General features: G+C 46.1%; 11 protein-coding genes and 1 tRNA gene. 10 read left to right on the top strand and 2 right to left on the bottom strand.

The genetic code is table 11. The features are described from left to right. The first annotated feature begins 9 nt into the window (after window positions 1-9). From IC571_RS05475 to IC571_RS05445, 7 genes are all read left to right on the top strand, one after another. Complete coding sequence (locus tag IC571_RS05475) at window positions 10-1053, top strand: RluA family pseudouridine synthase (protein ID WP_251373232.1); 1044 nt, start codon at window positions 10-12, stop codon at window positions 1051-1053. Then, entirely contained in the window at window positions 1050-1811 is a 762-nt protein-coding gene (pgeF, locus tag IC571_RS05470) for a peptidoglycan editing factor PgeF (RefSeq protein ID WP_215315308.1), read from the top strand. The genes IC571_RS05475 and pgeF overlap by 4 nt, the downstream gene beginning before the upstream one ends. A gap of 153 nt (window positions 1812-1964) precedes the next feature. Continuing rightward, entirely contained in the window at window positions 1965-3590 is a 1626-nt protein-coding gene (gene phaC, locus IC571_RS05465; RefSeq protein ID WP_215315306.1) for a class I poly(R)-hydroxyalkanoic acid synthase, read from the top strand. 48 nt (window positions 3591-3638) lie between these two features. Then, on the top strand, window positions 3639-4379 hold the full coding sequence (locus tag IC571_RS05460; protein ID WP_215315304.1) for a 3-ketoacyl-ACP reductase: 741 nt from the start codon (window positions 3639-3641) through the stop codon (window positions 4377-4379). A gap of 110 nt (window positions 4380-4489) precedes the next feature. Further along, the gene (gene phaR, locus IC571_RS05455; protein WP_215315302.1) at window positions 4490-5050 is read left to right on the top strand and encodes a polyhydroxyalkanoate synthesis repressor PhaR; all 561 of its coding nucleotides are present in this window, start codon (window positions 4490-4492) and stop codon (window positions 5048-5050) included. Window positions 5051-5052: 2 nt separating this feature from the next. After that, on the top strand, window positions 5053-6411 hold the full coding sequence (gene rimO / locus IC571_RS05450) for a 30S ribosomal protein S12 methylthiotransferase RimO (protein WP_215315300.1): 1359 nt from the start codon (window positions 5053-5055) through the stop codon (window positions 6409-6411). A gap of 83 nt (window positions 6412-6494) precedes the next feature. After that, complete coding sequence (locus IC571_RS05445) at window positions 6495-7679, top strand: acetyl-CoA C-acyltransferase family protein (protein WP_215315298.1); 1185 nt, start codon at window positions 6495-6497, stop codon at window positions 7677-7679. Window positions 7680-7695: 16 nt separating this feature from the next. Here the strand turns inward: IC571_RS05445 and serB are convergent, their stop codons facing one another. Both serB and mfd read right to left on the bottom strand, forming a co-directional pair. Beyond that, a complete protein-coding gene (serB, locus tag IC571_RS05440) occupies window positions 7696-8586 on the bottom strand; it encodes a phosphoserine phosphatase SerB (protein WP_215315296.1) in 891 nt (296 codons plus the stop codon). 29 nt (window positions 8587-8615) lie between these two features. Next, complete coding sequence (gene mfd / locus IC571_RS05435) at window positions 8616-12167, bottom strand: transcription-repair coupling factor (protein WP_215315294.1); 3552 nt, start codon at window positions 12165-12167, stop codon at window positions 8616-8618. A gap of 23 nt (window positions 12168-12190) precedes the next feature. Here mfd and ispD point away from each other — a divergent pair, with 23 nt between their 5' ends. The 3 genes from ispD to IC571_RS05420 all read left to right on the top strand — a co-directional run bounded on the left by ispD (window position 12191) and on the right by IC571_RS05420 (window position 13617). Further along, a complete protein-coding gene (ispD, locus tag IC571_RS05430; RefSeq protein ID WP_215315292.1) occupies window positions 12191-12937 on the top strand; it encodes a 2-C-methyl-D-erythritol 4-phosphate cytidylyltransferase in 747 nt (248 codons plus the stop codon). Window positions 12938-12947: 10 nt separating this feature from the next. Then, the gene (ispF, locus tag IC571_RS05425) at window positions 12948-13451 is read left to right on the top strand and encodes a 2-C-methyl-D-erythritol 2,4-cyclodiphosphate synthase (RefSeq protein WP_215315290.1); all 504 of its coding nucleotides are present in this window, start codon (window positions 12948-12950) and stop codon (window positions 13449-13451) included. A gap of 79 nt (window positions 13452-13530) precedes the next feature. Beyond that, a tRNA-Leu gene (locus IC571_RS05420) sits at window positions 13531-13617 on the top strand. Window positions 13618-13633 lie beyond the last annotated feature (16 nt).

The raw sequence follows: 13633 nt of genomic DNA, 5'->3' as shown, positions 1-13633 counted from the left end.
TCTTTAAGCGTGGCATTGCCGCAAACTCCTGATTCGAATCCCATTGATTATATCGATGAAGAGGATTTCATCTCTCTAGAAATGCCTATGGAGATGGCCGGTGAACGCCTAGATAAGGCGCTGGCGGTATCTTTGCCGGATTATTCCCGTAATCGCCTCAAAACATGGGTCGAGGCAGGCGCTGTCATGGTAGATGGCAAGGTAACCAAAGCGCGCTATTTATTAAGGGGTGGAGAGAGTATTAAGGTATTTCCGCAGGAGATGCCTGAGCAACATGCTTTTAGTCCTCAAGACATTCTTCTTGACGTGGTTTATGAGGATGAATCCCTGATTGTGATCAATAAGCCACCTGGCTTGGTGGTTCATCCTGCCGCTGGCAATTGGTCGGGGACTTTATTGAATGGTTTGCTATTTAGATACCCAGAACTCAAATTGCTGCCACGTGCAGGCATTGTTCATCGCTTAGATAAAGATACTTCTGGCTTGATGGTGGTGGCACGAACCTCTCATGCTCAGACTGCATTGGTTCGTCAATTACAAGATCGAACGGTAGGGCGTCGATATTTGGCCTGGGTTTGGGGTGATACACCCGCTCAAGGTAAGGTGCTGGCATCGGTGGGTCGAGATCAACGTGATCGACTAAAGATGTCTGCCGCTAGCCCACAAGGCAAACCTGCGGCAACTGCCTATCGTAGGCTGGCAAAGGGAACATTTCTGGAGCATCCCGTTTCCTTGCTTGAGTGCCGCCTTGAAACTGGACGCACACATCAAATTCGGGTGCATCTTGAGTCATTAGGATTTCCTTTGCTGGGTGATCCTGTATATCGCAAGAAAACTCCTGGGGCAGCACAGTCTTTGCCATTTACACGACAAGCATTACATGCCTTTGCGCTCAGTTTGCAACATCCTCAGACCCATGAGCTTGTGAGTTGGTTTAGGGATCCTCAAACAGATTTAATGAAGCTATTGCCAAAGATAGGCATGTCGAGCGTAGATCTTCCGCAAGAGCAGGTGGTATTAGCCACGATTCATCAGGGCCAAGACGCTAAATGAGCGATGCCAAACCAAGAGTCCAATTGCTTCTCCCTATGTGGCCTGCGCCATTACAGGTACGCACGGCTATAACTTGCAGAGCCGGAGGGTATAGTCTAGCTCCATACCATTCTCTTAACTTAGGGGGTCACGTTGGTGATGATCCTAAAACGGTTTTATTAAATCGTGCTTTATTACAAGAGTCTCTTCCAAGTAATCCTATTTGGTTAAAGCAAGTGCATGGAGTAAATGTTAGTGTTCCGAGTTCCCGCCTCGATGAAGCGGATGCGATTGTGACGAATCAAGTGAGTGAAGTTTTGGCAATCATGACTGCTGACTGTTTGCCCGTTTTATTCACTAACGATTCGGGTAGTGTCATTGGTGCTGCGCACGCAGGATGGCGAGGCTTATGTAATGGCGTACTAGAAAACACCGTAAAAGAAATGCAAATTTTGTCCGGGGTGAATTCTGCGAGGGGTATATTGGCCTATTTGGGCCCTGCTATCGGACCCCAGGCTTTTGAGGTTGGCGTAGATGTCCTAGAGGCTTTTCAAGATGCAGAAATTCCATTTCCAGATGAATCCTTCACGGCTATACCAAATAAACCAGGTAAATATTTGGCCAATTTGTATCTATTGGCGCGCAGTCGCTTAGAGTCAATTGGCCTTCAGCAGGTTTACGGTGGCAACTATTGCACTGTTACCCAAGCAGAACAATTTTTTTCCTACCGTAGGGATGGGGTAACAGGTAGGTTTGCAAGTTTGATTTGGATATCCTAGTCTTAGTAGTCTGATTTATCTTCTGGTTTGTTTTCTAAGCATTACCTATGCACTGAGGGTTATTACTAGCTTAACCCTACTTCTAGGGTTATTGCGTATAACTCAATTGCATATACAGGTGGAGAATGCTCTTAATAAATAGAAGAGAAGACTATGTTTGCAGGCATGAATACAGGTGCGACGCCATCTTTGGCACCGCACCATATGGCGTTAATCCCTCAAGAACGTTTGGCAGAAATCCAAAAGGAATATTTTGCGGAGTTGGCGCATCTCGCCACTAATCCCGAGGCGATTGAAGTAAAGGATCGTCGGTTTGCTGGCAAAGCATGGCATTCCTCTTGGAGCAAAGTCATTGCTGCCACATATTTACTCAATTCAAAGCATTTAATGTCTCTTGCAAAAGCAGTTGAGACGGACGAGAAGACGCGTCAAAAAATCTTGTTCACTACTGAGCAAATGATTGATGCATTATCACCTTCAAATTTTATTGCTACCAACCCAGAGGTGCTAGAAAACATCATTAGCACGCAAGGGCAATCCATCCAAAAGGGTATCGTCAATTTGCTCGGCGATATGAAAAAAGGTAAGGTCTCGATTACGGATGAGAGTGCATTTGAGGTTGGTAAAAATATTGCCACTACTGAAGGGTATGTGGTCTTTCGAAATGAGTTATTTGAGCTGATTCAGTACACGCCATTAACTGAGACAGTCTTTGAGCGCCCCTATCTGATGGTGCCACCTTGCATTAATAAGTATTACATCCTTGATTTACAACCTGATAACTCTGTAGTTCGCCATATGGTGGCTCAGGGCCACACGGTATTCCTGGTTTCTTGGAAGAACCCAGACGCATCGATGGCTGAAGTCAGCTGGGATGATTACGTAGGCAAGGGCGTGATCAAAGCAATTGATGTTGTTCAAGAAATCAGCGAGTCTAAGAAGATTAATATCTTGGGCTTCTGTGTAGGCGGCACCTTAACCACTTCTGCGCTGGCTGTATTGGCTGCTAAGGATCAACACCCTGCAGCAAGTTTGACTTTATTTACCACCTTATTGGACTTCACTAACACTGGTATTTTGGATGTCTTCATTGATGAAGCGATGGTGGAGTTACGCGAAAACACGATTGGTGGCAAAACAGGCAATTACGGCATGATGTCTGGCTTAGATTTAGGCAATACCTTTTCTTTCTTGCGCCCCAATGATTTAGTTTGGAACTATGTCGTTGAGAATTACCTTAAAGGAAATTCACCACCCCCATTTGATTTGCTTTATTGGAACGGTGACTCTACAAACTTACCGGGCAATATGTATTGCTGGTATCTACGTCACACCTATTTGCAAAATGACTTGATCAAACCGGGTAAGGTCACCATTTGCGGTGAAAAGATTGATCTGGGCAAGATCAAATGCCCAGCCTATTTATATGCGTCACAGGAAGATCACATTGTGCCGTGGCAATCCGCATATGAATCCACTCATATCCTTAAGGGCAACAACCGCTTTGTTTTAGGCGCGTCTGGTCATATTGCAGGAGTGATTAATCCACCTGCGAAGAATAAGCGCTATTGGTTTGAAAACAATGCTATTGCTCCAACAGCGCATGAGTGGTTCGAAGGAGCAAAACAAATTCCGGGAAGCTGGTGGCCAAATTACACCGAATGGCTGGAGAAGCATGCTGGTGAACGTAAACCTGCAAGCGACACCTATGGCAATGAAAAGCATAAAAAGAAAGAGGCTGCGCCAGGTGTTTATGTCAAAGAAAAAATTTCTAAGTAGAACAAACAACATCACAATTTAACGAAGGTTTTTTACAAGGGGAAAGTAATGTCGCAAAAAGTCGCATATGTAACTGGTGGTATGGGTGGTATCGGTACCGCCATCTGCCAACGTTTGGCTAAAGATGGCTTTAAGGTAATCGCGGGTTGCGGTCCTAATTCGCCGCGTAAAGACCGTTGGCTTGGTGAGCAGAAGGCTTTGGGTTATGACTTCATTGCTTCTGAGGGTAATGTGTCTGATTGGGATAGCACTGTAGCTGCCTTCGAAAAAGTAAAGGCAGAAGTGGGCCGTGTGGATGTATTAGTTAATAACGCGGGCATTACTCGTGACAGCGTATTTCGTAAGATGACTCCAGATGCATGGAAGGCTGTAATTGATACCAACCTTAACTCCTTGTTCAATGTCACCAAGCAAGTGATTGATGGCATGGTTGATAACAACTGGGGCCGCATCATCAATATTTCTTCTGTGAATGGTCAAAAGGGCCAGTTTGGTCAATGTAACTATTCCACTGCTAAGGCTGGCTTGCATGGTTTCACGATGGCTTTGGCTCAAGAAGTGGCAACTAAAGGCGTAACTGTTAATACTGTTTCTCCTGGCTACATCGGCACAGATATGGTTAAGGCCATTCGCGAGGACGTCCTTGAGAAGATTGTTTCTGGCATTCCAGTGAAGCGTTTGGGCACCCCAGAAGAAATCGCATCTATCTGCTGCTGGATTGCTTCAGATGATGGTGGCTACGCTACGGGCGCAGACTTCTCGCTAAACGGCGGTATCCATACAGGTTAATTTGGCCAAAATTGCTGTATTGAAGGGGCGCAAATCAGCTTGTTTACCTTTTGTTCAAACTAAGGCTAAACTATGCTGATGTTGCGTTGCAGTAATCTGTAAGGAAAAAAATGGTTACCCGTTCCAAAAAAGCTGGTGAAGATCGGCTTATTAAGAAGTACCCAAATCGTCGCCTCTACGACACACAAACTAGTACTTATGTCACCTTAGCCGACATCAAAGGCTTGGTGATGACAAGTGAAAATTTTAAGGTTGTAGATGCCAAGACGGACGAAGATCTAACGCGCAATATTCTGCTGCAAATTATTTTGGAAGAAGAGGCTGGTGGTGCACCAGTATTTTCAACCCAAATGCTTTCCCAAATCATTCGTTTTTATGGCAATTCTATGCAGGGCCTCATGGGGAACTATTTAGAAAAGACAATGCAGTCTTTTGTGGATATTCACAACAAACTAGGTGACCAGACTAAAGGTCTTGGTGCCGGCAGTACTCCAGAAGCTTGGGCGCAAATGCTCAACTTGCAAAACCCGCTGATGCAAAATCTGATGGGCAACTACATGGAGCAAAGCAAGGATTTGTTCGTGAAGATGCAAGAACAAATGCAAGGCTCGCACAATATGTTTGGTAGCTTTCCATTTGCACAACAGTCGAATAAATCTGAAAAAGAATAGTTGTGGCTGGAAAAATTGGTTTTGTCTCCTTGGGTTGCCCCAAGGCATTAGTTGATTCTGAGCTGATTCTGACGCAATTGAGTGCGGAGGGGTATCAAACCGCAAAAGATTATTCTGGCGCAGATCTTGTTGTGGTTAATACTTGTGGTTTTATAGATTCTGCTGTTGAGGAAAGTCTCTCCGCAATCGGAGAAGCCTTGGCAGAAAATGGCAAAGTTATCGTAACTGGTTGTCTTGGTGCTAGAAAGAATGCCGACGGTAGCGATTTAATTCAAAGCATTCACCCTAAAGTGCTAGCAGTTACTGGGCCCCATGCCACTGATGAAGTCATGCAGGCGATCCATCTGCATTTGCCTAAGCCACATGATCCATTTACGGATTTAGTTCCTCCTGCAGGTGTCAAACTTACCCCCAAGCACTACGCTTATCTGAAGATTTCTGAGGGCTGCAACCATCGATGCACTTTCTGCATCATTCCGAATTTACGCGGCGATTTAGTATCACGACCGATTGGTGAAGTTTTATTGGAAGCGAAGCGCTTATTTGAGTCAGGCGTTAAAGAATTACTGGTTGTATCCCAAGATACAAGTGCCTATGGCGTAGATATTCAATATCGAACAGGCTTTTGGGATGGCAAGCCAGTCAAAACCAGGATGTTTGATTTGGTGAATGCCTTAAACAAGATTGCGCGCGAGCATCAGGCATGGGTGAGATTGCATTATGTTTATCCCTATCCTCACGTGGATGATGTGTTGCCTTTAATGGCTGAGTTTTCTGAACATGGTTATGGGGTGTTGCCATACTTGGATATCCCTTTGCAACACGCTCATCCAGATGTACTCAAGCGCATGAAACGTCCCGCGAGTGGCGAGAAAAATCTAGAGCGTATCTTGGCATGGCGTAAAGCTTGCCCAGATTTAGTCATTCGCAGCACTTTCATTGCTGGCTTTCCTGGAGAAACCGAAGAAGAATTTCAATATTTATTGGATTTCTTGGACGAGGCGCAAATCGATCGTGCGGGATGTTTTGCCTATTCACCAGTGGATGGCGCTTTAGCAAATCAGCTAGATAACCCAGTTCCTGATGCTATTCGAGAGGAGCGTAGGGCTCGATTCATGGCCAAGGCAGAAGAAATATCAATTCGCCGTCTATCTCAAAAGGTGGGCAAGCGCATCCAGGTACTAATTGATTCTTTAGATGACTCAGGCGGCATCGGCCGAACTATCGGTGATGCCCCTGAAATTGATGGTTTGGTGAGGGTTTTACCCCCCAGCAAGCCTTCCAAACGCTATCGGACAGGTGAAATCATCCGCGCTACGGTGATTAGCTCCCAAGGGCATGACCTAATAGCCGAAACTTGACTAATGCAATAAAACTGGTGTTTTGGCTGTTTTAGTACTAATTTGGCCCAATGGATGGGCTTATTCACCGTAAGGGGATTGTTATGAGTCGTGATGTCGTTGTCTTAAGTGCAGTTCGTTCCGCAATTGGTAGCTTTAACGGTTCGCTCAGTAGCTTTGAGCCCTCCGAGCTTGGCGGAATCGTCATGAAAGAGGCGGTTGCCCGCTCTGGAGTAGATCCCGCAAAAATTAATTACGTAACTGTTGGCAATACCATTCCAACAGATAGCCGCTATGCCTACGTAGCGCGCGTCGCCGCGATTCAAGCAGGTTTGCCAATGGAGTCTGTAGCAATGGCATTGAACCGTTTGTGTAGCTCTGGCTTGCAAGCGATTGTGACAACTGCTCAACAAATCATGTTGGGTGATTGCGATTATGGCGTTGGTGGTGGTGTTGAAGTCATGTCTCGTGGCATGTATGGCTCACCAGCAATGCGTAGTGGTGCTCGCATGGGTGATACCAAGATGCTCGATTTGATGGTTTCTGTTTTGACAGATCCGTTTGGCGTAGGTCATATGGGTGTGACTGCAGAGAACTTAGTTGAAAAATGGAAATTGACTCGTGAAGAGCAAGACGCCCTTGCTGTGGAGTCTCATCGCCGCGCAGCAAACGCCATCAAAGAAGGCCGCTTTAAGTCTCAGATTGTTCCCATTACGATCAAAACTCGTAAGGGTGACGTGGTATTTGATACAGATGAGCACTGCAAGCCTGAAACCACTATGGAAACACTCGGCAAAATGAAAGCCGTGTTCAAAAAAGAGGGCGGCTCTGTTACTGCTGGTAATGCATCGGGCATTAATGATGGCGCTGCGTTCTTTGTATTGGCTGATGCTGAGACAGCCAAAAAGGCTGGTCATAAGCCAATCGCACGTCTCGTTTCTTATGCGGTTGCTGGCGTGCCAAATCACATTATGGGTGAAGGCCCGATTCCTGCGACCAAGCTTGCATTAGAGCGCGCTGGCTTAAAGTTAGATCAAATGGATGTGATTGAGTCTAACGAAGCGTTTGCGGCGCAAGCACTTGCGGTTACTAAAGGACTGGGATTGGATCCTGCTAAGACCAACGTCAATGGTGGTGCAATCGCTTTAGGTCACCCTATTGGTTGTTCAGGTGCGGCAATTGCGACAAAAGCAATTCATGAGCTACAACGTGTTCAAGGTAAATATGCTTTGGTAACGATGTGTATTGGTGGTGGTCAAGGTATTGCCACCATTTTTGAGCGCATGTAATGAGCTAATTGGCTAGCTAGCCAATTAAGAGTAGAGCAGCATCCAAGCCGACGTGGTCAAAAGCCGCGTCGGCTTTTTCTTTGACTACTGGTTTAGCTTGATAAGCCACGCTAATGCCTGAGCCATTCATCATGATGAGATCGTTAGCGCCATCACCCATGGTGATGGCATTTGCTCTAGTGCAGCCCAAACGTTGACAAGCATCATCTAGGTGAGCAGCTTTGGCGAGGCCATCAACAATGTCACCCAAAACTCTGCCGGTAAGCTTGCCATCAATAATTTCTAAGGTATTGGCTTGAGTTTGTTTGAATCCAAGTCTTTCACGAAGTTTTTCTGTGAAGAAGGTGAACCCTCCTGAAACTAGAAGGGTATACAGGCCACGTTGTTGAGCGCCCGCAAGCAACTCAACTGCGCCAGGGTTTGGGCGCAGACGCTCGCGATATACAGCCTCAAGGGCATCCGCATGGATTCCTTCTAGTAAGGCAACGCGTTTTCTCAGGCTTTCCTTAAAGTCTTTAATTTCGCCGCGCATTGTGGCTTCGGTAATTTCCGCAACCGCTGATTTTTTGCCTGTGAAATCGGCAATCTCATCAATGCATTCGATGTTTATCAGCGTGGAGTCCATATCCATTGCCAATATACGAATATCTTTGGGTGACAAACTTGCATTTAAAAAACAAAGATCGGCTTTGTGTTGATAGCAGAGCGATCGAAGCAGTTCCCTCTGTAATACATCAAGATGTTGGCTGCAAGCCCAGCGTTCAGAGTGATAAGTACCATTATTGATTTGACCGCCAAGCGTATGCAAGGTGGCGCCAAACTGAGAGGCCTGACTCTTCATTTCAAAAACGAGCTTTTCTGAAATAGGCTCTCGCGACAAGGCTACAAGGGTTTGGTGTTCGGTCATGACTTAATAATAGATGAGAAAGGTATTTTTTAATTCACTTTGGCCGCACTCAATACTGCGGAGTCGTTCAGGCGCCGAAGCACTTGTCGTATGGCCTCAAGACGCTGCTCTAATTTCTCAAAGTCACGCTCCTTTTGTGGAGTAATCTTCAACTTATCTTGTCCATTCAATTGAACGTGTTTAGATGACTGAATGAGTTGAATAATCTTCATTGAGTCAATAGGTGGGTTTGGAATAAATTGAATTTGGATTGAGAGTGGACTTGCATCTATCTTCTTAATGCCAAAACCTTGCATCTCTAAACGTAAACGATGGGTTTCATAAAACGATTTCGCTTGGTCCGGCAGATCTCCAAAGCGGTCAACCAATTCTTCACGTAAACCCATTAACTCAGAAAAATCATTGCAATTGGCAAATCGTTTGTATAGAGAAAGGCGCTCATGCACATCGGGGCAATAGTCATTAGGCAAAAGCGCTGGAATACCTAGGTTCACATCAGTTGTAGCTTGTAGCGGTGAGAGTAGGTCAGGTTCTTTGCCGCTACGTAGGGATTTAACGGCTCGATTGAGCATCTCCGTATAGAGTTGAAAGCCAATTTCATGGATTTCGCCGGATTGTTTATCGCCCAGCACCTCGCCAGCACCGCGAATTTCTAAGTCATGCATCGCCAAATAAAAGCCCGAACCTAACTCTTCCATCGCTTGAATAGCATTTAAGCGTAATTGTGCTTGCTTGCTTAGGGCTTCCGGATCTGGAACGAGAAGATATGCATAGGCTTGATGGTGGGATCGGCCGACACGTCCTCGCAATTGATGGAGTTGAGCTAAACCAAATTTATCGGCCCGATGCATGATGATGGTATTCGCTGTTGGCACATCAATGCCCGTTTCAATAATGGTAGTACATAGCAATATGTTGGTGCGTTGCGTCACAAACTCACGCATAACAGCTTCTAACTCGCGCTCATGCATTTGTCCGTGGGCTACGCTGATTCGTGCTTCAGGGATGAGCTCTTGTAGCGCATGTTTTCGATTTTCAATCGTTTCAACTTCGTTATGCAAGAAGTAGACTTGACCGCCACGCTTGATTTCACGAAGGACTGCCTCCCGAATTACGCCATCGCCTTCACGGCGCACAAACGTTTTGATGGCAAGGCGCTTTTGAGGTGCTGTCGCGATAATGGAGAACTCACGCAAGCCTTCCATGGCCATACCCAAGGTTCTTGGTATTGGAGTTGCTGTAAGGGTGAGGATATCAACCTCTGCCCGTAAAGCTTTAAGGGCATCCTTCTGCCTCACACCAAAGCGATGTTCTTCATCAACAATCACAAGACCTAGATTGGCGAATTGCGTTTCTTTAGATAGCAATTTGTGAGTGCCAATAATGATGTCGGCCTCACCCTTGGCGATTGCCTCTAAAGCACTATTAATTTCTTTGGTAGTTTTAAATCGTGATAGCTCAACAATTCTGACGGGCCAGTCGGCAAACCGATCTTTCCATGTGGATACATGTTGCTCTGCCAAAAGAGTGGTCGGAGCAAGGATGGCTACTTGCTTGCCGCCCATTACCGCTACAAAGCTTGCTCGCAATGCAACTTCCGTCTTGCCAAACCCAACGTCACCGCATACCAGTCGATCCATTGGTGTACCGCTGGTCATATCGCCTATAACGGCGGCAATAGCATTAGCTTGATCTGGGGTTTCTTCAAAACCAAAACTTTCAGCAAATGCTGCATAGTCATGCGCAGAAAATTCAAATGCATGGCCCTTGCGAATTGCCCGTGCTGCATACAGACCTAAAAGCTCGGCAGCAGTGTCCCGAATTTGTTGTGCTGCTTTGCGTTTTGCTTTATCCCATTGACCTGAACCTAGTTGATGCAAGGGGGCAGAATCCGGATCTGACCCCGCATAACGAGTAACCATCTGTAATTGTTGAACAGGTACATACAGCGTGGCATCACCCGCATATTGCAAATGAAGGAATTCTTCAAAAACAGGCGCTTCTTTTGGTGTCGCTAAGTTCAGCAATACTAAGCCTTGATAGCGTCCTATGCCATGCTCGGAATGAACTACGGGATCCCCAATTTTGAGCTCTGATAAATCTTTAAAGAGCATATCGGGGTCGGCATTTTCACTGCCTTTACCCTTACGTCTCTGTCTTGCAGTTGAGGTAAATAATTCAGCCTCAGTTAAAACTAGTAAGTTTTCTGAAGTCCAAAGAAAGCCATTAAAGAGTGGGGCGGTTACTAAGCCAAAGCGTGAATCACTCTTGATGAAGTCAGCAATACCATCAAAACCTTCTGGCAAAAGCGAATAAAGGGGTTTGCCATCTTGTCCTGCAACCCCGTTACTTTCATCTAAAAGCTGACGAATGGATTCCTTTCGTCCGGCACTATCAGCACAAATTAATACGCGTAGCTTCTCTTGGGAAACAATGCTACGTAAACGGGCAATCGGATCGTTATCGCGTCGGTGAACTGCAACATCTGGCACAGCTTGAAAAGCGCTGGAATCTGAATTGTTGTCAGAAGCATTTTCTAAGGCTAATCGTGCATAGGTCTTTGCGTTAGTGAAGAATTCATCAGCATTCAAAAATAATTGATTGGGCGGGAGAATTGGTCGATCAAGGTCGTGCTTCAGAAATTCATAACGCGACTGAGTATCTTTCCAAAAGTTTTTGATTGATTGCTCTACATCGCCAATATTCACTAGCCATACAGGATCCCCGGATCTAGGGAGATAGTCAAAAAGGCAGGACTGCTCATCAAAAAAGAGTGGTAAGTACGATTCGATGCCCGCACTAGGAATACCTAAGTTTGCATCTTTGTAAATGGAGCAACGTGTTGGGTCACCCTCAAAGACTTCTCTCCAGCGACCCCGAAAGGCTGTGCGTGCCTCATCATCAAAGGGAAACTCATGCCCCGGGAGAATGCGGACTTCTTTAACGGGGTAGAGGCTGCGTTGCGTGTCAGGATCAAATGCTCTAATTTGTTCAATTTCATCGCCAAACAAATCTAGTCGATAAGGTAGGCTAGAGCCCATTGGGAACAAATCGATTAAGCCACCACGAATACTGTACTCGCCAGGACGCATTACCGCGCTAACGGGGTCGTAGCCTGCTTGCTGTAATTGAAGTTTTAATGCAGCTTCATTGAGCTTGTCATTCTGTCTAAAAAAGAAAGTGTGACCAGATAGAAATTGTGGTGGGCCGAGTCTTTGTAATACTGTTGTCACAGGTACCAAGACAATGTCACAGCTTCCATTAAGAAGTTCATATAGCGTCGCTAAACGCTCAGACACCAAATCTTGGTGTGGCGAAAAATGATCGTAGGGAAGGATCTCCCAGTCAGGCAATAGGCGAACCTTTAGCTGGGGCGCAAATGCAGGGATTTCTTCTACAAGTCTTTGCGCTTCCTGAGCTTGGGCACAGAAAACCACCATGACAGAGAAATCATTGCGGTAACGAATGGCAGATTGAGCTATCAGGGCGGCATCCGCTGAGCCGACTAGCCCTGAAAAGGTAAAGCGCTGCCCAGCCCGGGGAGCGGGTATGGGGGGTGCTAGATTTAATGCATCAGACATCTAGGCTCATTATAGAATCAGGTATGAGCACTGGAAACCAAGCGCCAAATCAATCCAATCGTTGCCACGCAGTTTTGCCAACTGCCGGTACTGGTTCTCGGTTAGGTGGTGAGCTACCAAAGCAATTTCAGCAATTAGCCGGCAAGCCTATGCTGGCGTATGCATTAAGTGCGTTTGCTCAATGTCCGCAGATTGAGTCTATTTGGGTGGGTGTTTCACCGCACTTTATTGATCATCCCATTTTGAAGGGCATATCTAATATCGGTAAGCCCATTAATTTTCTGCCAACAGGTGGGTCTACTAGACAAGAAACAGTGCGCAATACATTAGCTGCATTAATGCATGCAGGAATCCACTCGGAAGACTGGGTATTGGTGCATGATGCAGCACGGCCTGGAATTACTCCAGCCTTGATTGAAAAACTGATAAAGGCCGTTCAAGGTACGTGTTCTGGAGGCTTGCTGGCGATGCCTTTGGCGGATACATTGAAGCAAGCCGATCTCAACTCTGTTGTTGCTGGAAACTTTCCGCATTCCGTGAAGACGATTCCACGCGAGCACTTATGGCAAGCGCAAACTCCTCAAATGTTTGGTCTAAGAAATCTACATGCGGCTTTAGAGGAGGCCATTCGTCAAGAGTCTGATGTGACGGATGAGGCGAGCGCGATGGAGCTAGCTGGCGAGAAACCGTTGTTGATTGAGGGCGCAACCCGAAATTTCAAAGTGACGCACCCCGCAGATTGGGATCTCATGCAACTCTTATTGAGCTAAGCTATTTGATATGACGCAAACAAATATTCACATTCCCCAATTTCGTATTGGTCAGGGTTATGACGTTCATGCCTTGGTTGCTGGCCGTAAGTTAATTTTAGGTGGCATTCACATCCCTTATGAAAAAGGTTTGCTAGGTCACTCTGATGCCGATGCCTTATTGCATGCATTAACCGATGCTTTATTGGGGGCTGCGGGTCTCAATGATATTGGCCAATTATTCCCGGATGATGACCCTCAATTTAAAGATATGGATAGCCGGATTTTATTGAGAGCCGCTTTGCAAAAAGTGCAAGCGGCTGGCTACCATGTGGGCAATGTTGATGCCACCATCATTTGCCAAAAGCCAAAACTAGCGGGATATTTGCCTGAAATGCTTCGAAATATCGCTACTGACTTGGCCGTAACTCCCAGCCATATCAACCTCAAGGCTAAAACTAACGAATCCCTAGGGCATTTGGGGCGGGGTGAGGGTATCGCCGTCCATGCGGTGGCTTTGCTCTATAAGGCCTAAAACCGTCTCTAAAACCCTAAACATTGTAGAATTACGGTCTTTAGAGTGAAGTTTAAGCTTGGCAGTGTTTGCGGAATTCGCGAGGATGGCGAAATTGGTAGACGCACCAGGTTTAGGTCCTGACGCCAGAAATGGTGTGGGGGTTCGAGTCCCCCTCCTCGCACCACAAGATTACTACTTGG

The organism is Polynucleobacter sp. MWH-UH2A, from assembly GCF_018687195.1.
In the GTDB taxonomy this organism is placed as follows: Bacteria; Pseudomonadota; Gammaproteobacteria; order Burkholderiales; family Burkholderiaceae; genus Polynucleobacter.
This window is presented reverse-complemented; position numbering and strand designations above follow the sequence as displayed.

What these genes read in the sequence shown, in the direction of transcription:
- mfd (WP_215315294.1), bottom strand. Translation starts at nt 12,167, where the DNA reads ATGTCTGATGCATTAAATCTAGCACCCCCCATACCCGCTCCCCGGGCT.
- ispF (WP_215315290.1), top strand. Translation starts at nt 12,948, where the DNA reads ATGACGCAAACAAATATTCACATTCCCCAATTTCGTATTGGTCAGGGT.
- serB (WP_215315296.1), bottom strand. Translation starts at nt 8,586, where the DNA reads ATGACCGAACACCAAACCCTTGTAGCCTTGTCGCGAGAGCCTATTTCA.
- phaC (WP_215315306.1), top strand. Translation starts at nt 1,965, where the DNA reads ATGTTTGCAGGCATGAATACAGGTGCGACGCCATCTTTGGCACCGCAC.
- ispD (WP_215315292.1), top strand. Translation starts at nt 12,191, where the DNA reads ATGAGCACTGGAAACCAAGCGCCAAATCAATCCAATCGTTGCCACGCA.
- IC571_RS05460 (WP_215315304.1), top strand. Translation starts at nt 3,639, where the DNA reads ATGTCGCAAAAAGTCGCATATGTAACTGGTGGTATGGGTGGTATCGGT.
- phaR (WP_215315302.1), top strand. Translation starts at nt 4,490, where the DNA reads ATGGTTACCCGTTCCAAAAAAGCTGGTGAAGATCGGCTTATTAAGAAG.
- pgeF (WP_215315308.1), top strand. Translation starts at nt 1,050, where the DNA reads ATGAGCGATGCCAAACCAAGAGTCCAATTGCTTCTCCCTATGTGGCCT.
- IC571_RS05445 (WP_215315298.1), top strand. Translation starts at nt 6,495, where the DNA reads ATGAGTCGTGATGTCGTTGTCTTAAGTGCAGTTCGTTCCGCAATTGGT.